Source organism: Chryseobacterium gossypii (genome assembly GCF_041361455.1).
Lineage (GTDB): Bacteria > Bacteroidota > Bacteroidia > Flavobacteriales > Weeksellaceae > Chryseobacterium > Chryseobacterium gossypii.
In genome coordinates this window covers 389,594-416,345 of record NZ_JBGCUR010000001.1, presented here as the reverse complement: position 1 = coordinate 416,345, position 26,752 = coordinate 389,594, and the positions used below count along the sequence as shown (strand labels likewise).

Here is a 26,752-nt window from a genome sequence, read left to right as displayed (position 1 = left end):
GGGAATGTTTTTTATTTTTTATATGAATTATTTTATTAAATTCAGTAAATGAAACAACCGTTTTTGATATTAACTTTCTTTCTGAGTATTTTTATAGATGCCCAAAACTCATTTACAGTAAAAGATGCCAGAAAGACCGTTATTCCTTTCCAGTTCATCAACAATCTGATCTTTATTCCCATCAACATAAATGGTGCGGACCTTACTTTTCTGCTGGATACGGGAGTAGCCGAAACTCTACTTTTCAGCTTAGACAATCAGCAGGTACGGCTTTCCAATGTTGAGAAGATAAAGTTTTCGGGGCTGGGGGGAGATCTCAGTATAGACGGTTTCAGATCTGAGAGCAATACGGGGAAAATCGGAGATCTGCTGGTGAATGATTCTCTGGTTATTTATCTTATTCTTGATCAGGAATTTAATATCTCTTCCCATGTCGGGATCCCCGTAAATGGGGTCATTGGCTATCATTTTTTCAAAGATCATCCCATTGTGATCGATTACAGTTCAAAAAAAATCACTGTATATAATGATAAGGGGTTATTCAGGAAAAAAACGAGGAAATTCAAAGCTTTCGATATCAGCATAGAGCAAAAAAAGCCATATATTTTCGGGGATGTGGTGATGACCAATGAAAAAAAGAGCTCAAAGCTTTTGCTGGACCTGGGAAACAGTGATCCTGTATGGCTCTTCCCTACCCTGATCAAAGATTTTGTCTATAACCGGCCTAATATTGATGATTTTCTGGGAAGGGGATTTAACGGGGATATTTATGGTAAAAGGAGCCGGATCCGTAATTTTTATCTGGGAGATTTCAGATTTGAAAAGCCTCTCGCGGCAATGCCCGATGAATTTTCCATACAGCATGTTCATCTTGTAGAAAACAGGAAAGGTTCCGTAGGTTCCGAAATCATGCGCCGCTTCACCGTTGCATTGGACTACCCTGATCAGAAGCTTTACCTTAAACCGAATAAAGATTTTGATGATCCTTTCCATTTCAATATGAGCGGACTGGATTTTAAGCAGGACGGTCTTGAGTGGCAGGAAAACCTGGTAAAGATAGAGACCGCCAAAGCCAATAAAGCGACCAGTGAATATACAGCCCAAAACGACAAATTTCAGTATAAGTTCGTTTTAAAACCCGTTTTTTCCATTGCAGGCGTCAGAAAAGGCTCTCCTGCGGATAAGGCAGGGTTTAAAAAAGATGACCAGATCATTACCATCAATGGAAGCAAAGCTTCAGACATGACTTTACAGCAGATCATGGAAATGATGAAATCACATGAAGGAAGAACCGTTAAAATGGTGGTAAAAAGAAAAGGCCAGTCATTAACGTTGAGTTTCGTTTTAGAAGACCCAATTCCCTATCAAGAATAATATATGAAAACCGAAGAAACTACCCTGGACAGGATTAGAACACGCCCGAGATTCAAAATGTTTACCGATCTCAGCAGAGAAGAGTATGCCGAAAATCTAAAAAAATACCTTAGTGAGCATAAAGGTGAATTTTCGGGCAATGTCAATAAGGAAGTTGCTACCATTTGTGTAGAAACAGAACACAACAGCTACTGGAAGCCAACCTTATCTTTAAGAACGGAGATTGAGGATGGTAAAACAGTTATCAGGGGCATTTTCGGACCCAGCTCGGCAGTATGGACGTTCTTCATGTTCCTCTACTTCTCATTTTCAATCCTTTGGATGACATTCTTTTCCATGTATTATGTAGAAAAGCAGATCGACAGCGAAGAGTTTCCCTGGGCGATATATGCATCCTACATAATGCTTGTATGCATTGCGCTTACCTATGCTGCCGCACGCTTCGGCCAGTATAAGGGTAAGGAGGAAATGAAAATGCTGAGAAGGTTTGCAGAGGAATCAACCTTGCAGTTTGAGCGGAAAGATTAAGTGGCGGGCTCCCCGGCAGGGGCAGGCTCCGGAACAGGCGCTTCCAGGGCTTTGGCGGCCTTAATGGAATCCACCACTCTATCCCTGTTATCCTGTTCTTTTAATATTCTTTCAATGTGAGGTTCAATAAGCCTGGTCATATCTTCCACAGAGATGTTATTGGCATTCGGGTCATCCAGCAATTTTCTCCACGGCTTCCTTTTACCCCACGGATAATCTCCGTATACCATTACGGGAGTTCCCTTGGCTTTCGTGGTAGCTCCTCCGGGGTTCAATATCCAGGTATCAGCATAGGAATACAGCCACTGCGCATCTTTCATAAGCAGCCTCAAGCATGAATGCGAGGCCGGATATCCCGGGAGGTCATATTGGTGCCACCCGATTCCTCCGGAGTTGAAAATATTAAAATTATAAGGTAATTTCCATTCGCTGCTTACGGTAGAGATAGCCAGTTTCTTTTTCCAGTTGGCAAATGTCAGGCCTCTGGTGGTCTGGGCGGACTTTTTTCCCATACTCGTCGGGCCCCATTTCACAAGACTCCCGTTGGAATATACTCCATAGGCCTGGATGGGATAGGAAAAGATCACAAACTTTTTCACGTTGCTCAATACATCCAGCTGCATCGGAAAAGGGGAATAAGACATCAGGGTGGTATCTATTTCTGCCGGAACCACCAGGGTATCGGCATTCCACTTATTCTTCGAGTCCAGTCTGTTCAAAGCCAGAATGGCATAACGCTCTTTTTCCGTATACTTTTTACTGAACACAGAAAACATGGAGTCTCTCAGTTTTTTATCTTTGGGGAGAATAAAAGCATTATAAAATCCGTTCTCCTGCATTGCCGGCGGCACAGATTCTTTTTTTACCACAGAATCCTTTTTCACAGAATCTTTTTCAGCTGGGGGAACTTCCCCGGCAGACGCGGTGTCCTTAAAAGTATCATTTATTTTCTCAATCTCTTTCTTACAGGAAACTAAAAATAATGCTGATAAAAACAGATATAAAAATGTTTTTTTCACAAAAATGTTTTTCATAAATAAAAGCAGTCAGTTTGTTTTGCTATTGTACAAATATCAGACCTAATTTTGAATAATGAAAGCGATCGTAAAAAATACCGTAAAAAAACGGTGACAGATCTCTTTATCCTGATCCTGCCATGACGAACCCGGAGAAAGAGCTTAACAAGCTGGTCACAGGCAATTCTTATTAAATATCTCGGGGGTCATTAGTTGTGGCCATACAAATTAATAAATAAACCCATTCCAACCAGGTAATGGGTTTATTTTATAACTACATGGTATGCAACGGGAATGACTATTATCCATACTCAATTTGTAGCTGCAATGTTCCTTTACATTTCATTTACAGATATTTAATTATTAAATAAAATACGGCAAGCACATCAGCCTGCCGCATTTATTTATTCTGTATCTGACTTTATCATCTTTGAGTATGTGGTGTTACCGTTTTTATCAGTAAGCCTTACCAGATAGCTCCCTTTCTCAAGCCTCCTGACATTAACTTTCCTGTCCGAAGGCACTTTTTTCTGAAGTACTGCTTTTCCCGTTATGTCCAGCACTGTAATTTCAGATGTGTGTTCAGGTACTATGATCTCATATTTAGCAGGATTCGGATATATAAATGATTCCGCTCTATTTGAACTGATCGTATCCACACCTAAGGTATTTGTTTGTCCGGCCAGTATTGATGCATTGGGAATTGTATTATAGGCATATGATTTTATGACCAACCTTCGGTAAGGAAGGCTGTCTTCAAAATTCACAAGTATCCAGCCATAGTGTATATTCCCGTTCAAAGGGAATTTCACCCCGATATACCGGTCTCCCAACCCCAGGAAATTAATATCCGTATTTGTGGGAGTATTCGTGACACCAATAAAGGGCTCAGGTAACGAGGTCCCCCATGTCAGATCTCCATCAATCAAATCGTTGAGCTGTAAAGGCTTAACGACCTGCGCAAATGATATCGTTGAGGGATTTTTTAACGCTATCTGATTGGCTGGAGATCCTCCGGAACCTCCAGGACCATATACCATATGCATAAACCAGGAAGAACCAAAGTCATCCGATCTGAAATTGTACTCCGCTATTCCATCATTATTGAAATCAATCATATTAGCATTAATTGCCGGCTGAAATCCAGGGACCATGTATATCATTTTATCGGGGAGAACATCTGTATACACGATCTGTGAACTAAAATCCGGAGAAAAAAGGACTAAAACAATAGCCGCTATAAGATTTCGGGAGCTACAAAAAAATAGTAGCTTTTGTAATTTTTTTAACATTTTTGCATTTTTAATAATCTATGAATGCCTACTCTGTCAGGTTTTCGGCTTCCCCTCTCTTTGAGAATAAGGAATCTGTTTAATCAGGGACCATCTGTTTTGCTTCTGATCAATCATTCTTTTACGATCTTTTGGGAAATGATCAGTCCTTTATTCTCTTCGGTAACATTCACCATATAGGTTCCCGCAGGAATATTATTCACATCCACCCATATTGTGGCCGGATCTTTTAATTCAGATCTTACAGGGAATATTTTTCCGCTAACGTCATATAAAGCCACTTCCAGATTCTTTGAAAAATCCTGTTTTCCTCTGATATAAAACTCATGGCCGGCAGGATTAGGGTAAATGCTATATCTTCTCTCTTCCGTCCTGATTTCTGAAACATTAAGTGTAGATTTATTCAGGGTCCAGGTAATATTGGTAAAATGAACGGTGCTATGGTTGTTCACCTTTACAAGAGGGGTATTATCCGTCACTGAGAAAAGAAGAATATTGTTTCCGATATTCAGCTGGCCAGGGGAAATGGTCACGGAATTACCCGTTGCAGGAAGAGCGGTTCCGTTCAAGGTCCATGAATTTACTAAGGTATTGGGAATCGGCAGGATCTCATTTACCGTGAAGGTAACATTCGAGCTTGCATTCACCATAGTGGCATTGCCCGGAGTATAGGAATCTACAGGTGAAACCAGCGAGTGGATCCGCTCTATGATCGCTTCTTTGCAGACAGAGCAGAACTGCTGGTTAAGGTATCTCATTTCACAACTCTGATGCGGACGAAACCAGCTAGGGCTTTCAGCATGGGGATAAACCCCTACCCCGTTCAGTCCTACCCAGTTTTTCCATTTTACAGTGGACGGATTTGAATTTTGGGTCTTATTCGCCGATTCCCCTGAACCTGCAAACCAGTATTCATCCGCCAGCTGGCCGAAGGAATGACCTAATTCGTGCACCACAATCTCATTGGAAGAGGCATTCAGGGATGCAAACGCATAGGTTCCGCCACATCCTCCATATTCCGTAGAATTGGCGAGAATATAGGCTATATCATAATCCGGAACATTCGCGGCAAGTACCTGGGCCACCTTATTGGTGGCGCTACTGTAAATACACCTGTGAACTCCGTAATCAAACGTAGAGCCCAGGTAATTATTAGGATTGGAAACCGGAATTACGGGTTCTGCAACATCTGTTGCCGTACCGGGATGCTTCGTCCCGGATTCTGCAGAAATCACCTTTACGGCATAGGCATTAAAGTAATTCTTGTATTCCGCATACGGGCTTTTCGTGAAAAGATAATTTAACGTAGCCTGGGCAGAGCTTATGAAATTATTTTGCTGGGAGGCCGTAAAGCCGTCTCCTAAAACAGCAATATTAATACGCTTGTCATTGGAGCCGTTCTGTAAAACGGGCTCTGTTACAAAAACCTGGGAAAAGCAAAAGCTGCTGATAAGCAGCAGGAATAGTGTTTTTTTCATCAGTATAGTCTTTGGGTGAATAATAATTGAGGACCGTCAACGGTCACTTTTTCAATGCTCACAATGCGGATGGCTTCGGAGGCAGGATATCTCACACTAAATTCTGCTGCCTGAAGGGTAACCTTATTTCTGCTGATCCCGTTCTCATATACTTCCATAACAGGATTCAAAGGGTCTTCAACTACCTGTTTCACCAAGGACTTGCCGTTGATATCTGTAAGGGAAACAACAAAATCTCCGGTTTTCAGCAAGCTTTCATCATACGCGGGTACTGATTTTAATTTTCCATCCGTAATCTTTTTTTCCTGCAAAATGATTTTTTCGGATCCGGATTCTGTTTTTTCAACTTTGAAAAAAAGGTAAACAATCTGGGGGTTGCTTTTTACAAGACCCATTCCGGTACTGTCTGAGTTCTGAGCTGGTAAAAAATTACAGAACAGAAGCATGGGAACAGCAAAAAGAATAAGTAAATTTTTCATGGCGATATTTTTTAATTTAATTTTTTTTATGGTACCTGAAGTCATCCGGACTTCATCATAAACCTGCCGGCTGATACTAAACTTTCATATTAAGCTTTAATAATTGTTTAAATTTTATTTAAAATGCCATATCTGAAATTAATATTATAGAGGCCTGAGCGAATGCTGGGATAGTCTTTAAGCAGATACTTTAAGATCATTTTCATTTTTTTGCCTACGGGAGCATTGGCAATTTCAAAACTGCGGTGCATTCTTTCGATATGGATCCTGATATCATCGGAGATCCCGCTCTCATGTTGGGCCCATTCATTAATTTCCTTCCATAATATAATTCTTGTAGAGGCAGGGTTTATCTTTCCCGTATCTACCTGGGTAATCCTGTTATTTTCATGGACACCTCTCATCGCAACGGCCTGATCCAGGATACCGGGATAGAGATCCAGGTAATAAGACAGGCGGAAAAGAAATTCCGTATCTTCATGAAACATCAAACCGGGCTTAAATAAAGAATCCATTTTTTGTAACAAAGATTCTTTCCTGACAGTCAGGGCATCAAGACTAAACAGCCCAAAGCTGCCCAGCATATTCATCTGGCCGCGGAGGACATCTTTGGGATGGTATTTTTTGTAAACAGTGGTCAGACGATTTTGGAAAACGTTATAATATTGCTTTTTTGCTCCAGGGGTATAATAATGCACACCCAGGGCCCCGTAAACACCTTCGATGTCCGGGTTTTTGAAGAGTTCTTTTTCTGCATCAAAACGGTTAGGCAGATAATAATCATCCGCATCTAAAAAAGCAATAAAATCCCCTGTGGAATTGATTATTCCTAGGTTTCGGCTTTCACCCGGGCCATGATTTTTTTTGTCAGCATGTTGAAATAATCTTACCCGGTCATACTTTGCAGTCAGTTCTTTACAAACCTGTAACGCATTATCCGGTGACCGGTCTTCCACTAAAATCACTTCACATACCTCCATAAATTGCAAAGCTGATTCCACTGCATTTGCAACATACTTTTCGGCATTGTAAACAGGAATAACTACAGAAATTCTCATTTTGTTAAGAAATATTTTTTTATAATTAAATAATTTGAGTTGGTTAAAAGCACCCACTATACCGATACTCTTTGAGCCATCGTAAACAGGTCATTGAAAAGATTACAGAAGCAGAATACTCTGCTTTCTGTAATCAAAAAAAAAACTTATGAAAAATGTACTAGGGATTTGAGAATTACAAGACTTCGTGTATTCCCAATTCCTGCAGTATGGTCAGATATTACCTCATTGTTCAGTAAGGTGCTATCTTATTTTTATTATATACTACTCATCACCCTGACGAAAACATTTTTAGCAACATTCCCTTTATTGGTTATTGTAACATTATTATTTCCATTTACAGAAATATCAAAATCAAACTGGGTTGAGTTACCGCCATCCGCGCAATTGGCAACTCCGGGAAATCTAATGGACATACTGCTGGCAGAGTTATTCACTGCGGTAATCTCACCTCCAACCGCTCCGGCCTGGCCTCCCAAAAAATTAAGTGTCAAAACATTTCTGGCGAATGTGGCGGTCATCCCTTTTCCACAGTTATCATATTCGCTGACATGGATGAGGGCAAAATCCAAATTGGAACCTGTAGCAAAAGTGTAGCTTGCACCGGGGGCAATATGGCTATTGGATTTAAATACCCTGGGTAGATCCGATACCACTTTCAGAACCCCGTTGGGATCAGCCGCTACTATATTATCAGTGATGGCCCCGGCGGTACTATTAATGGTCCGGATACGTGCCCGCCCGTTTACATCAATTGCTTCTGTAGGAGTTGCTGTACCGATTCCTATCCTGTTATTAACCGCATCTACGTTAAAGGTAGTACCGTCGATCTTAAAATGGCTGGTTCCCGTAGTGGCTGTACTGATGAATGACAGGCTTTTATCATCTTGGGTTACAACCCTGTCTGCCGCTAATGTTCCATTCGAGTTATAAATGTTAATAGCTGAACTTCCGGCACCATTGCCTACCTTTTGCCATACGGCTCCATCAAAAAAATAGTATCCTGCCGCATCAATATTGATTCTCGGACCTAATGCGTCACCTCCTGATATATCAGTAATATAGATCAAAGCACCCCTCTGATCACTGCCATATAAAGTGTTCCCTTTGCTGGCAAGCTGGGCCCTGGTAAGCCTCGGGGCTTGTAAGCCGTCTATATCGCCCGCGCCACCCTTAGCCGTAACGTCTAAGGTTGATTGGGGATTTTGTGAATTGATACCCACCTGCCCCATGGCAGATGAGCTGAATAGGGCTGTTATTAAAACCCAGAAGATTTTTTTGTTCATTTTTTAATTATTGTAATTGTTATTTAACTTTGAATTTCAATTAGGTATTTATAATTTCAGGCTTTATAGTATCTTAGAGAGGATATACGATATTTAAAAGAGGAAATTTCTTCTCCTGTTCAGTAAAGGCTGAAAAAGAAAGCCGAAAGCCAAATCGATTTTTATTTTCCAGGCTTAAAAACCTGAACAAAATCACCTTATCACCTCATAATCGAAAACCAATACGCCTTTATTAGGGTTAGCAGGGTCAGAATCAAGGTAGGGACCTACAAAGTTCTTAAAATCATCATGCATCGGATCATACGTTCCCGGGGCAGTCAGAAAAGGCTTACCTACATAATAGTCGCGATCCGCTTCCGAGGTAAAAGAAACCCTAAAGCCTATATCGTAATCCCCTTTTACACTTTCTTTACTGTTCTGGTAACCATATTCCAACAGGGTGATGTATGGAGATCCGTTTTTCTGCGAGTTCTTCAGCGCCAGAAACCTGTTGATCACTTCTTGTTTCTCCGGCTCCGTTATCCCGGATTTGAATTTAAATAGTACCCAATGATCCAATCTGTAGCCTGTAGCCGGAACGCTTCCATTACCTTTTTCATTGCTCTTATAATCCAGTACCAATACGCCTTTATTGGGGTTCGCAGGGTCAGAATCAAGGTAGGGACCTACAAAGTTCTTAAAATCATCATGCATCGGATCATACGTTCCCGGGGCAGTCAGAAAAGGCTTACCTACATAATAATCCCGGTCCTCTATGGAGGAAAAAGTAACCCTGAATCCTATATCATAATCTCCCTTTACACTCTCCATACTATTTTGGAAGCCATATTCCACATTAAGATAAGGCTTACCATTTTTTAAGGAGTTTTTTAAGGCCATAAAACGGCTGATAATTTCCTGCTTCTGCTGTACGGTAATGTCCGGCCGAAATTTAAATAATACCAGATGTTCTATCCTTTGTTCTTCCGGATGATCATCAGGGTCATCATCACATGAAGTAAAAGTTGCCAGCACACAAATGAGAAGAATCCCTAAGCTTAAGGTTTTGATAAAGCTTCTCATCTTTTTTAAATAGTTTTTTTTCATTATTTTTTGTTGTTTTGTGAGAGGTTGTATTTGATTTAAAACCTGATACGGTAGTATTCGGACAGGCATCCAGACAGCATATTGCCATCAGGATGATCTGTGACGATGATCTCATTTGAATTTATATGCTAACCCAATCTGAATCACACTATTAGTCGGGCCGCCGGCGGATATATTTCCGATCCCTGCCATATATCTCGCCTGAATACCGATTCCGGATGTAAAATAATAACCTGCACCGGCTCCTACGCCATAGTCAATTGATCTCAGATCCAGGGCTTTTTTACCATCTATAGATACTGACCGATATTTAACTTCAGAGTCTATCAAGAAACTGATCTGTGGACCGGCTTCCACGTAAAAACCGGGACTTATATGGTATTGCGCCATGACGGGTACAGAGATATAGTTCAGGCTCAGCTTTACATCATCATTGTTTCCGGGGTTTGAAGCCGCTTCTGCTACGGTGGGAACAATAACACTTTTTGCCCCTAATCCGTTATACAATATTTCGGGCTGGATGCTCAGCTTGGAGGATACGGGAATATTCACAAAGCCACCGCCGTAAAAGCCCGCTTTTGAAGCTCCTCCCAGGAAAGATATATTAAGGCCTGCCTTAGCACCAAACGTTACAGGCGATGCAGGCTTAGTCTGCGCAAACATAAAAGAGCCTGCTGACAATACGGAGATTAACAAAATTTTTTTCATACTTTTTAGTTTTAGTTAATGCTTATTAAGCAATGATTTATTTTATTTCACACTTTTTCAGGTAGATTAAAAAACATTCTCAGGTCAAAAACCGGATGAAAATGATAGAAGGGTGTTATTCCTGATTTCTTTACTAAAGTGAAGATCATAGGGTTCATTGGACAACATTTTCTTTCATTCCTTATCATTGTTCATTTTCTCAGAAATGATGACCTTTTTTTTCCAGGCCGTTATTGTATTTCTGCTGAGCTTAAAATGATTCGCAAGCTGTGTATTGTTCAGACGGTGTTTTTTCTGATATTCCAATATTTCCAGTATTGCGGTCTTGTCATAAGAGCGATATTTCTGGCTTTCTTTTTCAATTTTTCCAAAAATGGCCTCATTAAGCTTTAATACTTCCAGCACAGAAAGCTCTTTCTTCCTCTTCAGAAGAGGTATGTATTTGTCCAGTTTATCCGGGAACTTCACTGCCAGAAGATCATGGTATATTTTTCTATATTCTGGCTTCATTGTCTTTTCCTGCATAATATTCATTTTTTAAGATGAGTTCCTCTGCTAATTGTATGTATTGAACTGCTCCCTTGCTTTCGGCATCGTAGTTCAGAATGCTCTCCCCAAAGCTTGGGGCTTCGCTCAAACGGACATTTCTGCTGATGACGGTATTAAAAACCATTTCAGGAAAATGGGATTTTACCTCTTCTACAACCTGGTTGGACAGTCTTAATCTGTTATCATACATTGTAAGAAGCAATCCTTCAATATCCAGATGAGCGTTGAATACTTTTTGAACACTTTTTATTGTATTTAACAGCTTGCCCAGACCTTCCAATGCAAAATATTCACATTGAATAGGTATAATCACAGCATCGGAAGCCGTAAGGGCATTAACTGTAATAATTCCCAGACTTGGCGCACAATCTATCAGAATATAATCATAATCGTCCTCTATTTCTTTCAGGGACCGCTTAAGCATATATTCTCTATCATTTTTATCCGCCAGTTCTATTTCGGCAGCCACCAGATCTATGTGGGAAGGAATGATATCAAGGTTGGAAGCCATTCTTTTTTTAATGCATTGTTTAGCATCCACACTATGTTCCAGTAAATTATAGGTAGAGTACTGAAATTCTTCAATGCCTAAGCCGGAAGTAGCATTGGCCTGGGGATCGGCATCTACCAATAACACCTTTTTTTCCAGTACCCCCAATGCAGCGGCAAGGCTTACCGCTGTTGTTGTTTTTCCCACTCCACCCTTTTGATTGGCAATGCTTATGATTTTTCCCATATCTTGATTTTGCTAACGGTTATTTTTCTTAGTATTCGAATATCTGTTTGTTCGTATTCATCGTTATTTTAATAGTATGATCTTATTCGGCTTTTTTATCCGCCGGCTTCATGGCACCCGCTTCATTCATCACCAGGCTCCCGTTATAACGCCCTCCCATATCAACTGAAAGCGAGACCGTATTGATTTTTCCTTCTACCACCCCGCTGCTTTTTATATAAAGAACATGACAGTTGATATCTCCTTCAAGCCGTCCGTAAACAGCAACAATACCGCTCGTTACAGATCCTTTCACCCGGCTTTTCTCACCCAGGATAACACCTTCGTCCAGCAATATGTTCCCTTCTACCTCTCCATCGATACGGACGACGCCAGGTCCTTTTATATCCCCCCGGACAAGTACTCCGGAGCTTAATAAGGTACTCACCGAAAGCTCTTCTATATTTTTATCCGGCTTTTTTGATTGTAATAGGTTCTTTAGCATGATAACCGTTTTTTTTATTGATAACATAAAAATTGGATATTGACCTGGATCAGATTATTATAAATGGATACTTTATGAAGGCGCCCGTCTCTTTATACTGCTACAAATTCAGGTAGGTCTCGGGATCTATTTTAGTCCCGTTACGGATGATCTCATAGTGAAGATGAGGGCCGGTACTCCGCCCCGTACTGCCAATCTTTCCTATTATACTGCCGGGCTCCACATCTTCTCCTTTTTTAACATTAATGGATGAGAGATGTCCGTATAAGGTCTGAAATTCTTTCCCATGCCGGATAACAACGCAATTGCCATAACCGCCTTTTACCCCCGCAAAAATCACATCGCCTTTTGCCGTAGTGCGTACGGGAGAGCCCATTGCTCCTTTAAAGTCGATCCCTTTATGCCCTTCAATATTCCCTTTTCCAAAAGGGTTTTCCCTGTGGCCGAAGCCTGAACTGCGGGGACCTGGATGCGGAAAGCCAATGGGAAGGCTCTCAAGCCTCTGATCCAGCTCAATGATCAATTGATTATATTCTGTAACAAGAGATTGCAGATCTTTCCTCTCTCTTCCTTCTCCCCAACCTGTAGGTTTAGGGCTGAAGCCTTCTATATTGCGTAGCTTCATAAACCGATCGATCCTCAGAATGCAGGAGTCTATCGATTTCAGGGATCTCCTCAGCTGATTTATCTCAGAATCTTCTTTTCTGGTATGGGGGTGTACAGCAGGGGACGTTCCTGGTCCGGTAGAAGGCTCAGGCAGATAGAAGCTATAAATAAATACGATAAAAATGAGGAGAACCGGAGTCAGAAAAAAGAAGCCTGATACACCCTTCCAGTACCGGATCAGTACCCCTGGCACGGATAGAGCCTTGACTTCGGCGCCCGAACCGGGATCAACAATAATACCGTTATTTTTCCTTTCATATCATCTTACTTTATTTTATTTAAAGAGAAAGATCAATCAGCCTGGGAACCCTGTTATCAAGCTAACAGATTGCCCGGATCTCATGTTCATACTTCATCATCTGATACCCAGAAATATTTTGGAAACATCTGCGTTAATTTCAACCTTTCTATAAAATGTAACACCAGTAGCAGTAATACATAAAAAAACAATCTTGTTTTCATATTTCTCATTTTTAAATTTTCATGGTTGAGAACAGCTAAGTCATATTTGCTGATATTTTTTTTTGAGGATAAGGTGAGGGTTACCTGAATGATAAACTGTTGACCCTTTCCGACTATTATGCTTTATTTTATTCTTAATATGTTAATAGAAGTAGCATTGCTATGAAGAATTCCCCCCGAGCCATAACAGTTTCCTGATTGTCCTCTTCCGAGTCTAATAGGCCAGTTGGTAACAGCAGTTAAGTTAGCCGTATAAACCATGTTACCTCCATGACTGGAATAAATTCCGGTCGAATGCGAGGCAGTTCTGTGGACTCTGACCCCGCCGGGGAAATCTACAAAGTAAGACGAAAGGGTACAGCTAGAAACATGCTGTCCTTCGAAGTTAAAAATGATCATGTATGTTCCTGGCTGAAAAGTAATTGTAGAAGTACTTGAATTATAGGTAATACCATTTCCCGGTGAGGATACGGTCTGGCTCATAGGTACTGTTTGTGCACCTCCGGCAGCTATTCCGTTCAAAAAATCGTTAATTGTGTTTGTTAACACAAAAACACTAGGCCTTGCAATTCCCGCATCTGCTAATGTTCTTTTAGAAATAACCCCGTTTGTATCTGAAATAAGTATGGTATTATTCGTGCTATTAGTTAAAGTAGGAATATCTCTCACGATAAGTTTCCCATTCACATCCAGTTTTTCTGCCGGTGCTGCAGTTCCTATTCCCACTTTTCCGTCATCCTTTATCACCATTTCTGTTCCTGCCGGTCTCACTGTTGTTCCATTAGAAAGGGTTCCAACTTCTATTCTGGTCTGGCTGGCATTATCCACCCAGGCATCTTTGGTAGGATCACCCGCTGCTACACCTATAAACGGAGTCCACATCGTACCGTCCCAATAATGAAAACCCTTGGTAAAACCGCCATTATCCGCTATGAGGTATACCAATTGCCCGTTTACTGTTCCAGCGGTAGCTAAGGAATTAACCCTTGGAACCAAAACCCCATCCGTAGACGTTACCGCTCCCAAATGATTTTTTGCCCTTACATCTAAGGTAGTCTCCGGAGTATTTGTATTAACCCCCACCTGAGCATTGGTGAATGAACCTAGTGCAGCCAGTGCCAGCATAGAAAAAAATTTTGTTCTCATTTCTTTTTTTTTTATTGTTAAATATTTACTTTTTTTATAAATTTTATACTGCCCCGTATCCCGAAAAAACAGACAAACTGTAAGCTATATCAATGTTCCATCATTATTGGATCATATTTCAGCTATTCTTTCAGGATCAGAGTGACTATTATTGTAGTACTGCCCGGACTTCATCAAGCCCGGAGCCCAGAAACCGGATCTTCCCGGTTTGGCCGATCAACACCAGAGTGGGCGTACCCAGCACTCCGTAGTTTTTAAAATTAATACCTTCCAAACCCTGATAGTCGCAATACGCTTCCTTTCCCGGAAAAGTGGCAGAGGTTTTTCGGAATGCCAAAGGGTCTTTATCTGAAGACAGACCGATCACACGGACGCCATCCCGGGAAAGCTTTTCATAGTTTACAGAGAGCTCTTCAAGGGTTTTTTCACAGGGGCCGCAACCTGAATTATAGAATACCAATAATATATTCTTATGATCACTACCCAAAAGATCCCTGATTTTAAGGATCCTGGTCTGTTTTTTTCCTTCGTCCCCTGTTTCCCATACCAGATCAGGCGCTACTGCACCCACACCTGACCGCTTATATACAGAAAGGTGGCCTTCATATTTCTCTATTTTACCAGAGCTTAAAACTTCAGGCGCTATGGCATCTATAAGCCTGTCCGCCCCCTGTTGGGTAAGAAGAAAAGCCACACGATCTGCAAAATCCGCATATTGGGAACCTTTATTGATCTTACTTCCTATCTTGCCAAAATCCCTTATCAATCTTTTATCATCCTTCAGCACCTGCAGGTGAATATCCACCCAGGATGAAATAACACCCGGCCAGTGCCCTGAGGTATAAAGCACATCCCAGTTAAGCTCATCAGCGATGTAGTCAGCGATACTTTCAGCGCGTTTTTCCTCCGTTTCTTCAAGCTTTTTTCCTATTCCCATCGTAATATTCACGATCTTCAGAAATTCCGCAGCGTAGGATTTATCTTTACTGAGCTCTGCCTGAAGGCTGTCATAAGCCCTGAACTGGTCTTTATATTCCTGCTGGAACACACCATAGTTTTTATCTGACCGGGGAAAAGCTCTGGTGGCCTGCAGCATGGCATCATGACGCATGAAGATCTCCTGCTGCCTTTGGGAATAACGGTTCATTTTTTTCGTTTCTCCATTTCCGGTATAAACAATATTATCGTTATCAGGCTTTTCAGAAAGACAACGTACGGAGAAGTCACCTCCGGGGATCACCATATCCAGCCCTCCTCCTTGCTCCGTACCGGTTATCAGCCAACGGCACATCCCTGTATAGGGAGCATATTCGGCAGGAACGTTAAGGATAAATTTCCCGTCCGGCGGGATCGTTCCCTGATAAACGGTTTTGGGCTCGCTGCCCCGGAACAGGATAAAATCGTAGGTTTTTCCTGCAAAACGAGGGAACTCCATGCTGATACGCTGGGCTGAAAACAGTCCCACCCAAAGAATAAATAGAAGCTTTACCGTCTTTTTCATGATTGATGATCGTTATAAGGTTTATCCAATAAAAGGTTTTGCAGGTAATGAACGATAGCTTTCTTTTCATGCCAGCTCAGATAATCCGAGGAAAATCTTATCGTGGTTCTTTCCTTATTGGGTGAGCGGATCGTAAAGCATAACAACCGCTTTCTTTCATCCCAGTAATAGCCCGCCAGGTTTTTAGAAGGGATCTCAAGATAATTCACAGTCTTAGCAGGGGCTTTTTTAAACAGGGAATACTCCCGGACCACCAAATGCCCCGGAAAAAGCTCTATATCCAGATAGGTACTAACGTACACCCTCCAGATACCTGTTCCCACTACAATGATGATAAGCCCGGTAAGAACCTTCCTGTATTTTGAAAGAGGCAGGTGAAAAAGGGATGCATGGAAAAGGAAAAAATAGATTACAATTAAAAATATGATTCCCAACAAAAAAGGTACATGGCATAGCTGTGCCCGTTTTCTTGTATTGATCTTTAGCATATGGATATTTTGTGTTTTTATTTTAAACTATGTTGTCAAAATCTTTGTTTTTTTAACAGCTTTTATAATCTAATTCTTAAACTGTAATGTACCCTAACTCCAACTACAGTTTTTTATTTTAAGAAGTGGATGCAAGCTTTCGGGACAAAATCCGGAAAACCATGGTATTGTTTTTTAAAACCGGCGGCCGGGCCGCCGGTAATACTTAAATTATAATAAATAGTATCTATTCTGAGATACAACGGATGGAATAGCCACCTGAACGGACCTGACTGATTGACGAGCTGACACTGTCACTATCGAAGTTCATGGAGTGAGCATGTACGCTTGCACTTGAGTCAAAAGTACTGCTCCAATAAGCACCGAAGGCGCCCCGGGCGGCCAGACTACCATTCATGTTACTACGGTAGCCCGCAGCAGGAAAAGTAAGCTTCTGGCCTCCACTAGCGGTAAGGATCAGAGCAGTTCCATAATTCGTGGCAGAATTCGTCCACGAACCCGTGTTACTTTTGGTAGTATTATTGACCAGATTTATCCATTGCTGTCTCGTTGGAACCCTGAAGCCTGCAGGACAAGGATCGTTAGCTGTTTTGCTGGTATCGGACCATGAGCTGGGAGGAGCATCGGTAGTATTCCAGCCACTGATCGCTGCTGCTGAAGTACTTGCATTAGCTACAGCTGCCTTTCTTCCCCACTGGTAATAATTTCCATGAAGCCCTATAACAATAGGAGTATCCGGATTAAGGCTTGTATCGGCACCAAGGTTATGCCTCATCCAAGCCTGTGAGTTACCAGGCATCACTACGGTAGTCCCGATTGTAACCGTCTTGCTTACATTACACGAAGCTGTTCCCAAAGAAACCGGTACGCTCATCGTTCCCGAAGCCGTTGGGGTACCTGAAACATTGTACATCAAACTGCCGTTACCCGCAGCCAGGGTCCCGGCAGGACGGGTAAAGGTAAGGCCATTCACTGTAAAGCTCGATGAGGAGTAAGCACCACCATTACCACCTGTATATGGTACCGTTAAGGTTCCGTTGTACGCTATCCATTGGGTAAGGGTCGCAGGGGAGAAACTGGCTGAGCCGCATGTAAGACCCGTTACAGCACCTGCAGGAGCCTGTACTGCCTTGGTCACATTACACGAAACGGTTCCAAAAGAAACCGGTACGCTCATCGTTCCCGAAGCCGTTGGAGTACCTGAAACATTATACACAAAGTTACCGTTACCCGTAGCCAGGGTCCCGGCAGGACGGGTAAAGGTAAGGCCATTCACTGTAAAACTCGATGAAGGGTAAGCGCCACCGTTACCTCCTGTATACGGAACCGTTAAGGTACCACTGTACGCTGCCCACTGGGTAAGGGTTGCAGGAGAGAAAACCACAGATCCACAGGTTAATGATCCCACAGAGGCGGCTAGTGTTGTAACAGGGATGCTGAAGCTACATTGCTTACCGGCTATTGTGATATCAAAATTGGCCGTTCCGGTACCGTTAGGCGTTCCTATGATATTAAATACGAAGCTTCCGTTACCTGTATTCAGCGCTCCCGCAGGAAGACTCGCTACAAGGCCTTGTACTCCCGTGGAGTAAAAGTTAACCGCCTGGTAAGCTCCGCCATTACCCCCGTTATATGGGATCGTAGTAGTAACACCGCTGGCTGTTACTCCCGAATACAGATTCCCGGAGGTCACCGCCGAAGAACAATCAATCGACATCACAATAGGGGAACTTACATTGGATGAGCAAAGAGAAGCCCATTTCGGTGAGGTTTCCACCGAAGAATCATTGATCATAAGGCATCCCTGATCACCAGCAAAATCCGTACAATAGATCATAAGCCCAACAGAAGGGTTTACAATGGCATCCATCTGGGCCTTGGTCATCCTGGGAGGTAAAAAGCCCAAAGTCGTGCTTTCCAGTCCTAAAATGGCGGACGGATGCGAAGCACTACTCCCGATACCTACTCTTCCACCTACAAAGCCCAGGGTATTTCCATCCATAGTCATGATACGGGGATTGCTTAAGGTTCCGTCAGCATTGTAAATATTACTTCTTTCCCCCATCTTTTTCCATTGGTTGGACACTCCGTCAAAATAATAGTATCCCGGGGCGTCCACATAGGCAGTCTGCCCCGTGCTGCTGCCTCCTGCAACCGCATCCGTTACATAGACGATCGCTCCATTCTGAAGAGTACCATATTGACCGGTTCCGGAAGCCGCTACAAGCACATCCTTCGTAAGTCTCGGGGCGATCAATCCCTCAGGCTTGCTCCCGTCCGTATTCCTGGCCACCACATCCAGGGTAGCCTTGGGGGAATCGGTATTAATACCCACCTGACCCTGCAACCCAGCGGTAAAGCCCACTGATGCTGCCAATAATAAAATTTGTTTTCTCATTTATTTTAACATTTAGTGTTAAATATGTTTAGTCATGGTTTTAATGGTCTTTTTCTCTTCCTGCATTAATTATTCTTCAGCTTCGGTCAACTTTAAACTGATAGAATTTCAAACTCATAAGGCTCCATTTATTCTCATCTTCTGACAGGCTATAAAAATTTTTATATTTGTTACTATTACCGGGTTACATCCCATATCCGCATAGTATATCATCCGGCTATGGTATTATTCCGGTTCTCAATGATGACTTTTAAAACCGGCGGCTCCGCCGCCGGTAATAATTAATAATATCAATAACTAACCATCTATTCTGCAATACATCGGACAGAAAAGGCACGCGGACGGTAAGGCTTGTTTGACGGGGTGAGGGTAGTGCTGGTAAAGAATAGCGCGTAACCCACTGCACCTGTGTCCATCGTACTGCTCCAATAGTTACCACTGAATCCACGGTTTTGCAGGGAGCCATCCGTATAGTAACGGCCACCAGCAGCAGGGAATGTCAGCTTCTGGCCTCCACTAGCGATAAGGGTTAGAGCAGTTCCAAAATTCGTAGCGGAATCCGTCCATGAACCCGTGTTACTTCTGGTAGTACTATTAACCAGATTCATCCATTGCTGTCTCGTAGGTACACGGAAACCGGTAGGACAAGGATCGTTAGTTGTTTTTGTGGTATCTGACCATGATCCATCAGGAGCCGGTGTACTATTCCAACCGCTGATTGCTCCTGCAGCAGTACCTGAGGTAGCTACAGCTGCCTTTCTTCCCCATTGGTAATAATTTCCATGGAGCCCTATAACAATAGGAGTATCCGGGTTAAGGCTTGTATCAGCACCAAGGTTATGCCTCATCCAAGCCTTCGTATTCCCAGGCATCACCACCGTAGTCCCGGCAGCCACCGTCTTGGTTACATTACATGCTGTGGCACCGGTGAAGCTGATCGGTACATCCATTGAACCTGAAGCCGAAGGTGTTCCCGATACAGTATATATGAAGTTTCCATTACCCGTAGCCAGGGTGCCTGCAGGACGGGTAAAGGTAAGACCGTTCTTAACAAAGGACGCCTGAGGATAAGCCTGCCCGTTACCTCCTGTATACGGAACCGTTAAGGTACCACTGTACGCTGCCCACTGGGTAAGGGTTGCAGGAGAGAAAACCACAGATCCACAGGTTAATGATCCCACAGAGGCGGCTAGTGTTGTAACAGGGATGCTGAAGCTACATTGCTTACCGGCTATTGTGATATCAAAATTGGCCGTTCCGGTACCGTTAGGCGTTCCTATGATATTAAATACGAAGCTTCCGTTACCTGTATTCAGCGCTCCCGCAGGAAGACTCGCTACAAGGCCTTGTACTCCCGTGGAGTAAAAGTTAACCGCCTGGTAAGCTCCGCCATTACCCCCGTTATATGGGATCGTAGTAGTAACACCGCTGGCTGTTACTCCCGAATACAGATTCCCGGAGGTCACCGCCGAAGAACAATCAATCGACATCACAATAGGGGAACTTACATTGGATGAGCAAAGAGAAGCCCATTTCGGTGAGGTTTCCACCGAAGAATCATTGATCATAAGGCATCCCTGATCACCAGCAAAATCCGTACAATAGATCATAAGCCCAACAGAAGGGTTTACAATGGCATCCATCTGGGCCTTGGTCATCCTGGGAGGTAAAAAGCCCAAAGTCGTGCTTTCCAGTCCTAAAATGGCGGACGGATGCGAAGCACTACTCCCGATACCTACTCTTCCACCTACAAAGCCCAGGGTATTTCCATCCATAGTCATGATACGGGGATTGCTTAAGGTTCCGTCAGCATTGTAAATATTACTTCTTTCCCCCATCTTTTTCCATTGGTTGGACACTCCGTCAAAATAATAGTATCCCGGGGCGTCCACATAGGCAGTCTGCCCCGTGCTGCTGCCTCCTGCAACCGCATCCGTTACATAGACAATCGCTCCATTCTGAGGAGTACCATATTGACCGGTTCCGGAAGCCGCTACGAGCGCATCCTTCGTAAGTCTCGGAGCAATGATGCCTTCAGGCTTGCTCCCGTCCGTATTCCTGGCCACCACATCCAGAGTAGCCTTGGGCGATTCGGTATTAATACCCACCTGTCCCTGCAGCACAGCGGTAAAACCCACCGATGCCACCAATAATAAAATTTGTTTTCTCACTTTTCAACTATTTAAGTGGTTAAATAATGTTTAATAATGATTTTAATGGTCTTTTCTATCTGCTGGATTGATAATCTTAACATTTTGAACAACTTTTATTTTTTTATTAAAAATCTTTTCTTCCACCCGGCAACCGTGCTTCGGCTCAGGTTAAAATGCCTGGCCAGCTGAAGATTGTTCAATTTATGATCCCGTTGATAATCCAATATCCTCAGTATCGAGGCCCGGTCATAAGACCCGAACTTCTGATTGAATTTTTCCGAGGATGATTCCCCGGTCCCGAATAACTCCCGGTTGAGCTCTATCACATCCAATACCCCCAGTTCCTTTTTATCCAATAATTCCTGATACATCATTATCTTATCAGGAAACTTTATCTTGATTAAATCACTGTAAATTCTGTTGTAATTTGGTTTTCCCATACTTTACTTATTTTTTGATCATATTTTTCTTGATCTCTTCTAAAAAAGTCCGGATCAATCATTGTCATACGGTTTCAAATCTTCCTGAATACGATTATTATGATGGAAATCGTCACACACTTCTACTGAAGAGGCTGGCTAAGGTGGAAGAGCCTCAGCCAACTAAGAAACCGGGGCACAGAGTAGTTTCTCTTTTCTTCAGTTTTTATTAACAGCTGTCTTTTAATGTTGGGCAGATCAGGGATTTTTAGCCATCCATTTAAATAAAGTGGCCCTGGGTATCCCATAATACTCTGTGATCTGACCAGCAGTTTTTTCTCCATTTTTTATCAATCCCAGTATGAAGTCTATAATCTCTTTGGTATAGATGTTCTTACGAAACTGAGGAAGATTACTTTTTTTGCCGGATAAGGCCTTAGCACCGCCGCCGGGAGGGGCGTACAATATCAAATGCTGCGTATAGATCCGGAAAAAATCATATTCCAGGATTTTGCTCAGTCTCAGCAAAATCCAGCTGTCTATACTTTTTGATGTATAAATCTCCTGCAATTCCTTTTCTGAGCATTTTATAAAATTGCATATACGGGAAACCTCTACCCCGGTTTCTTCTACCCGAAGACGGATATATTCCCCGATATGGATATCTTTAAAATCATTCATATTCTTATCTATTAAATTTGGTTATTTCAGATACGTTTGTTTCAACAAAAATTAACTTCATCTTCACCCCGCCGCAGCTTCCTTGTTCGTGAATAGAAATAAACTGATAGGCCCATCTTCGCTTAAACCCATTCTCTACATCCGGCATAACCGGACCTTCCCATATACCGTTTTAACATAATGGCTACACACGACATCATTTTCATCAAATTCTATAAACAGAACCACTTTCTTCCCCCACCAGCGCTTTGACAAAATATAATACCATATCTGATCAGGATAGAAGTTAAACCCATCGCCTAATTCTTCTATTACCTCTTTTTTGCTTTTGTTCTGCAATACATCAAAATTATTATTTGTCATATGTCTTTATTTTTCTATACCTGCAGAGATCTCACCAGCCCATCATACCAATCTGTTCCGGGGTTCTGAAAGTAACAGGTTCCGCCCGCCTTATCCGGCTTTCTTTCAATTCATGAATATTATATCAGTTCTCATTCTCATCATTTATTTATACCAGCAACTATTTTCTGCAACAGGACTACAATTTGTCCATGTATAATCAGACCATAACCACATCATGCCCGCATACCATAAAACCCCCGATAAAAAAGAGCTAAACCTCTTTCCAGTAAAGGAAAGAGAGCTTAGCCATTGAGGGAAACGGAATCTCATTACATGTGTTTTCATATCCGCCTGATTAAAGTAGTCCCTAAAAGACTTATTTTACAACTTATTGATTTGTAAATCAATAAATTTCAGACCCGATTATGAGAAAAATGGTTATTTTTGAGGAAATCTCCTGTACAAGCCGGTTTTGGAAATAATGAGGTCCAAGACGATAATAAACTGATATTGAGTGTAGATTTTTTTCTAAAAATCTTGATTATTTAAAAAAAAATTATATATTTGCCATAAATGAGTAGTCTTTTAGGGACTACTTTTTTTTTATAATTTCGCCTGGAAATAAGTTTTTTAACATCCAGGAAAATGACATTTAAATTTTATATCCCGAAAGGAGGAAATCACATCAGTAATATTTATATTACTGTTACTGCTGAAGTTGAGGATGGGCAGTCAGGACAAAAATTTAATTTCAGAACACCTTTAAAGATCGATCCCAACCATTGGGATAGTAAAAAACAACGCCCGGACAATATCTACCTGAAAAAATACAAGCTGATTAATTCCAGACTGGACAAACTCAAAATAGGACTTTCTGAATACATCAAAAAAAAGAGCAGGGAGAAAAAAGATATCTCACAAAAAATGATCTATAGAGAGATCAAAAGAATCTCCACCCGGAAAGAAATAACATATCCCGAACGATCCCTGCTACTCTTCATGATCCAGTACATAAATTCCAAAAAAGGATTTATCAGCCATTCCACATATAAAAGATATATGGTATTCTTCCGCATGGTGGAAAAATTTGAAGGATTTGCAGGGGAAAGGATATATATTGATTCCATTGACAGCAGTATCCTCAATCAGTTCATTAAATTCGGTAAAAAGGAAATGTACAGTGAGAATACCATCCACAGGACCATTCATTTCATCAGAACGATCCTCAATTTCGCGGAAAAAAAAGGGATCAGAACCACGGTAAGACAGCTGGATATAAAAAGGAAAAAACAGCACAGAGTAATTGTTTCTCTCTCTGAGGAGGAAATATCGGCCATAAAAAAAGTCCCCTTATCAAAAGAGCTCGAGCCGGCAAGGGACTGGCTTCTCATCAGCTGCTATACGGGGCAAAGGATCTCTGATTTCATGGAGTTCACTACTGATCAGCTAAGAAAGATAGACGGGAGGACCTACATCTCCTTTACCCAAAAAAAAACAAATAAAAATATACTCCTGCCACTTCATCCCCAGGTGATCAGCATTCTCAAAAAGAACGGAAATAATTTCCCGCCAAGGTATACCCCGTCACAATATAATCTATATATTAAACAAATTGCGATGAAGGCGGGAATTACACAACTGGTCATGGCCAGGAAGAGAAAAGGACACCGGGCAAGGAGCAGCCTTGTCCAAAAATGGGAAGTGCTAAGCAGCCATATCGGAAGACGGAGTTTCGCCACCATATTCTATGGAAAGATTCCCACTCCTTTATTAATGGAAGCTACAGGGCACTCTACTGAAAAAATGTTCCTGCAATATATTAATTCTGCAGATATGAACAGAGCGATCAGCCTGAGCAACTATTTCCAGCAAATTGAATTTGAGAATGGAAACGAAGCCGATCCGGCAAAACAGAATGAATAACCTCTTCGCCCCCACTACCCCCAACCCCATTATTTCCTCATCATCAGCACCCTTCTAAAGAAGCAGATACAGGATCTGTTGCGAAACCGACTTCCAGTACAAACATCAACTACCCTTTAAATAATATGGATATCGGTTTCATATGATGCTGACTACTATTGATCGGACAAATTTTTTCTAGGAGACGATAGAATTAATACTATACAGTATATCACGTAAAGTTGATATTTTTAACCAAAATTAAAACTGACCAAAAAATATACGAAAACAACAGTATGACTATTGATTTTTTCATCCCAAATACAGATAATATTCAAAACATACACATCAACATAACCTTGGAAGATCCTTCTTTAAAAGCTCCTGTTACATTTACATACAACACCTTTATCAAAATTCTTCCCGAAGAGTGGGATTTTGAAAAACAGCGTCCGAAGAACATTTATCTGAAAAAAAATAAAAAGATCAATTCACTGCTTGATGAGTTCAGGATCAGGATCAGCCAATACATCAGGGATAAAAAAGAAAAAAAGAAGCCGGTATCGCAGAGATCGATAGGTATGGAAATCAACAAAATACGCACCGAAGAACAGGCTCTTTATCCGGAATTATCCTTATTACACTGCATACAGATGTATATTGAGTCTAAAAAAGAATTCATCTCTAAGTCCACCCGCAAACGGTACCATGTTTTCTCTCAGCTTATTCACAGATATGAGGGAGCACGCATGGAAAGGCTCTACGTTAATACTCTTGAAAGCAGTTTCATTAATAATTTTATCTCTTTCGGAAAACAGGAGCTGTATAGCGAAAATACGATTTACAGAACGATACATTTTGTGCGGACCATCCTTAACTTTGCCGAGAGAAAAGGCTTGAAAACAACCGTCAGGGAATGGCAAATCCGCAGAGAAAGACAAAGAAGGGTACTCGTCACTCTTTCTGAAGAGGAGATCTTATCCATAAAAAATATCCAGCTTCCTCCTGAGCTGATGCCAGCTAAAGACTGGCTCATCATAAGCTGCTATACGGGACAAAGAATATCTGATTTTATGGATTACACCAAAGAAATGATCGTTAATATGGACGGAATTTCATGTATTGCCTTCACCCAAAAGAAAACCAAAAAGAACATACTGCTTCCGCTCCATCCTGCCGTAATCGACGTATTAAAAAGGAACGGAAATAATTTCCCACCTAAGATCTCTAAAAATCTCTACAACAGGCATATTAAAGAAATTGCCATGATAGCGGGCATCACCCAGCCTGTAAAAACCAGGAAAAGAGAAGGACACAGGGTACACAGCACCACTGTGGAAAAATGGGAAGCCATAACCAGCCACATCGGACGAAGAAGCTTTGCTACCATTTTTTATGGAAAGATCCCGACTCCACTCCTTATGGAAGCTACAGGGCATTCCACCGAACAGATGTTCCTAAACTACATCAATCCGGTTGATAAAAACAGAATATCCAGCCTGAACCACTATTTCAATAAGATACATAATTCCCACGGCAAACAGCCCGCCTTATCTTAAAATGGTTCCGATTCAGTCTTTTTTTGCAATTAAATTCAGTAATTTTGTTTTATGCCGGCAAATGAAAATCTGGACGCATTTTATGCCCATAAATTTGAAGAAACACCTCCCCTTCCACCGGCAGGGGCAGGAGATTTCAATGTCTTTCGCCTGGCAGACACCAATGGAGCAGCTTCTCCCGCACCTTATGCCCGCTACGATTTTTATAAAATCATGCTGATCCGTGGGAAGCACCGCTGTCATTACGCAGATAAAAGCATTGAATTGGATGGCAGTACACTTCTGTTTTTCAATCCGGCGGTACCTTACCGCTTTGAACGTCTGGATCATGGATCAACCGGATTTTTCTGTCTTTTTAAGGATTCTTTTTACCTTGAAAATCTCAGGAAGGGAATTCAGGATATCCCGATGTTTAAACGGGGCGACAGGCACGTGTATCACCTAAACGAAAGCCAGGATAAGGAAATAGCAGCTTTGTTTGAGGAAATGCTGGATGAAGTTCGCTCGGATTATCGTTTCAAATATGATCTGCTTCGAAATAAGGTTTCCGAACTGCTGCATTTCACCATGAAAATGGAACCGAATGAAAATATCTATCATCATCCCGACACCAATGCCCGCATTACTTCCATCTTCACTGAAATGCTTGAACGGCAATTCCCGATAGAATCGCCGGAACAGTGTATTGAAATGAGGTCTGCAAGCGATTTCGCCAAAAAGCTGGCAGTGCATGTGAACCATCTTAACCGTGCAGTAAAACTTACGACAGGAAAAACCACCACAGAACATATCGCCGAAAGAATCACTGCGGAAGCTATTGCTTTGCTGAAACATACCCGGTGGAACATCTCCGAGATCAGCTATAGCCTGGGGTTTTCACATCCCTCCCATTTTACTTATTTTTTTAAAAAACAAACTAAAGTTACCCCGACCTCAATCCGGCTTGTTTGAATTTTGA

The 26,752-nt window shown here is 41.8% G+C and carries 25 protein-coding genes; 5 read left to right on the top strand and 20 right to left on the bottom strand.

From position 1 onward, the window contains the following. The first annotated feature begins 48 nt into the window (after nt 1-48). Together ABMQ40_RS01980 and ABMQ40_RS01975 are read left to right on the top strand one after the other, a co-directional pair. Nucleotides 49-1,374, top strand: coding sequence for a PDZ domain-containing protein (locus ABMQ40_RS01980; RefSeq protein ID WP_370895984.1), 1,326 nt, complete (start codon nt 49-51; stop codon nt 1,372-1,374). 3 nt (nt 1,375-1,377) lie between these two features. Continuing rightward, a complete protein-coding gene (locus tag ABMQ40_RS01975) occupies nt 1,378-1,902 on the top strand; it encodes a hypothetical protein (protein ID WP_370895982.1) in 525 nt (174 codons plus the stop codon). On the opposite strand, the gene ABMQ40_RS01970 is transcribed toward ABMQ40_RS01975, so the two are convergent. The 20 genes from ABMQ40_RS01970 to ABMQ40_RS01875 all read right to left on the bottom strand — a co-directional run bounded on the left by ABMQ40_RS01970 (nt 1,899) and on the right by ABMQ40_RS01875 (nt 22,351). Further along, nucleotides 1,899-2,921 carry a L,D-transpeptidase gene (locus ABMQ40_RS01970; RefSeq protein WP_370895980.1) on the bottom strand — a complete coding sequence of 341 codons (1,023 nt, stop codon included), beginning with the start codon at nt 2,919-2,921 and terminating at the stop codon, nt 1,899-1,901. The two genes, ABMQ40_RS01975 and ABMQ40_RS01970, sit on opposite strands and share 4 nt — an antisense overlap. A 401-nt stretch (nt 2,922-3,322) precedes the next feature. Then, nucleotides 3,323-4,072, bottom strand: coding sequence for a T9SS type A sorting domain-containing protein (locus ABMQ40_RS01965; protein WP_370895978.1), 750 nt, complete (start codon nt 4,070-4,072; stop codon nt 3,323-3,325). Nucleotides 4,073-4,323: 251 nt separating this feature from the next. Then, on the bottom strand, nt 4,324-5,688 hold the full coding sequence (locus ABMQ40_RS01960; protein ID WP_370895976.1) for a M64 family metallopeptidase: 1,365 nt from the start codon (nt 5,686-5,688) through the stop codon (nt 4,324-4,326). After that, nucleotides 5,688-6,167 (bottom strand): hypothetical protein, encoded by a 480-nt coding sequence (locus ABMQ40_RS01955; RefSeq protein ID WP_370895974.1) that lies wholly within the window; start codon nt 6,165-6,167, stop codon nt 5,688-5,690. The genes ABMQ40_RS01960 and ABMQ40_RS01955 overlap by 1 nt, the downstream gene beginning before the upstream one ends. 107 nt (nt 6,168-6,274) lie before the next feature. Further along, the gene (locus ABMQ40_RS01950) at nt 6,275-7,225 is read right to left on the bottom strand and encodes a glycosyltransferase family 2 protein (protein ID WP_370895972.1); all 951 of its coding nucleotides are present in this window, start codon (nt 7,223-7,225) and stop codon (nt 6,275-6,277) included. 257 nt (nt 7,226-7,482) lie between these two features. Next, the gene (locus tag ABMQ40_RS01945; RefSeq protein ID WP_370895970.1) at nt 7,483-8,511 is read right to left on the bottom strand and encodes a phage tail-like protein; all 1,029 of its coding nucleotides are present in this window, start codon (nt 8,509-8,511) and stop codon (nt 7,483-7,485) included. A 192-nt stretch (nt 8,512-8,703) separates the two neighbouring features. Beyond that, nucleotides 8,704-9,597, bottom strand: a complete 894-nt coding sequence (locus ABMQ40_RS01940) for a Dabb family protein (protein ID WP_370895968.1) — start codon at nt 9,595-9,597, stop codon at nt 8,704-8,706. 111 nt (nt 9,598-9,708) lie between these two features. Beyond that, nucleotides 9,709-10,305 carry a porin family protein gene (locus ABMQ40_RS01935; protein WP_370895966.1) on the bottom strand — a complete coding sequence of 199 codons (597 nt, stop codon included), beginning with the start codon at nt 10,303-10,305 and terminating at the stop codon, nt 9,709-9,711. Nucleotides 10,306-10,479: 174 nt separating this feature from the next. Next, a complete protein-coding gene (locus ABMQ40_RS01930) occupies nt 10,480-10,830 on the bottom strand; it encodes a helix-turn-helix domain-containing protein (RefSeq protein WP_370895964.1) in 351 nt (116 codons plus the stop codon). Then, nucleotides 10,799-11,590: a ParA family protein gene (locus ABMQ40_RS01925; RefSeq protein ID WP_370895962.1), complete on the bottom strand. Its 792-nt coding sequence runs from the start codon at nt 11,588-11,590 to the stop codon at nt 10,799-10,801. The genes ABMQ40_RS01930 and ABMQ40_RS01925 overlap by 32 nt, the downstream gene beginning before the upstream one ends. 82 nt (nt 11,591-11,672) lie before the next feature. Continuing rightward, a complete protein-coding gene (locus tag ABMQ40_RS01920) occupies nt 11,673-12,074 on the bottom strand; it encodes a bactofilin family protein (RefSeq protein ID WP_370895960.1) in 402 nt (133 codons plus the stop codon). A 100-nt stretch (nt 12,075-12,174) separates the two neighbouring features. Then, nucleotides 12,175-12,933 carry a M23 family metallopeptidase gene (locus tag ABMQ40_RS01915; protein WP_370895958.1) on the bottom strand — a complete coding sequence of 253 codons (759 nt, stop codon included), beginning with the start codon at nt 12,931-12,933 and terminating at the stop codon, nt 12,175-12,177. Nucleotides 12,934-13,325: 392 nt separating this feature from the next. Further along, on the bottom strand, nt 13,326-14,348 hold the full coding sequence (locus ABMQ40_RS01910) for a phage tail-like protein (protein WP_370895956.1): 1,023 nt from the start codon (nt 14,346-14,348) through the stop codon (nt 13,326-13,328). Nucleotides 14,349-14,496: 148 nt separating this feature from the next. Then, nucleotides 14,497-15,849 (bottom strand): peroxiredoxin family protein, encoded by a 1,353-nt coding sequence (locus ABMQ40_RS01905; protein ID WP_370895954.1) that lies wholly within the window; start codon nt 15,847-15,849, stop codon nt 14,497-14,499. Next, the gene (locus ABMQ40_RS01900; protein ID WP_370895952.1) at nt 15,846-16,337 is read right to left on the bottom strand and encodes a hypothetical protein; all 492 of its coding nucleotides are present in this window, start codon (nt 16,335-16,337) and stop codon (nt 15,846-15,848) included. The genes ABMQ40_RS01905 and ABMQ40_RS01900 overlap by 4 nt, the downstream gene beginning before the upstream one ends. A 226-nt stretch (nt 16,338-16,563) precedes the next feature. After that, complete coding sequence (locus tag ABMQ40_RS01895) at nt 16,564-18,735, bottom strand: phage tail-like protein (protein WP_370895950.1); 2,172 nt, start codon at nt 18,733-18,735, stop codon at nt 16,564-16,566. Nucleotides 18,736-19,040: 305 nt separating this feature from the next. Then, nucleotides 19,041-20,906, bottom strand: a complete 1,866-nt coding sequence (locus ABMQ40_RS01890) for a phage tail-like protein (protein WP_370895948.1) — start codon at nt 20,904-20,906, stop codon at nt 19,041-19,043. Nucleotides 20,907-21,001: 95 nt separating this feature from the next. Beyond that, a complete protein-coding gene (locus tag ABMQ40_RS01885) occupies nt 21,002-21,328 on the bottom strand; it encodes a helix-turn-helix domain-containing protein (protein ID WP_370895946.1) in 327 nt (108 codons plus the stop codon). 237 nt (nt 21,329-21,565) lie between these two features. Then, nucleotides 21,566-21,988, bottom strand: a complete 423-nt coding sequence (locus ABMQ40_RS01880; protein WP_370895944.1) for a transposase — start codon at nt 21,986-21,988, stop codon at nt 21,566-21,568. 135 nt (nt 21,989-22,123) lie between these two features. Continuing rightward, complete coding sequence (locus ABMQ40_RS01875; protein ID WP_370895942.1) at nt 22,124-22,351, bottom strand: hypothetical protein; 228 nt, start codon at nt 22,349-22,351, stop codon at nt 22,124-22,126. A 627-nt stretch (nt 22,352-22,978) separates the two neighbouring features. On the opposite strand from ABMQ40_RS01875, the gene ABMQ40_RS01870 reads away from it, so the two are divergent. From ABMQ40_RS01870 to ABMQ40_RS01860, 3 genes are all read left to right on the top strand, one after another. Next, complete coding sequence (locus ABMQ40_RS01870; protein WP_370895940.1) at nt 22,979-24,256, top strand: site-specific integrase; 1,278 nt, start codon at nt 22,979-22,981, stop codon at nt 24,254-24,256. 275 nt (nt 24,257-24,531) lie between these two features. Then, nucleotides 24,532-25,794 carry a phage integrase SAM-like domain-containing protein gene (locus ABMQ40_RS01865; protein ID WP_370895938.1) on the top strand — a complete coding sequence of 421 codons (1,263 nt, stop codon included), beginning with the start codon at nt 24,532-24,534 and terminating at the stop codon, nt 25,792-25,794. A gap of 51 nt (nt 25,795-25,845) precedes the next feature. Beyond that, a complete protein-coding gene (locus tag ABMQ40_RS01860; RefSeq protein WP_370895936.1) occupies nt 25,846-26,745 on the top strand; it encodes a helix-turn-helix domain-containing protein in 900 nt (299 codons plus the stop codon). Nucleotides 26,746-26,752: the final 7 nt, after the last annotated feature.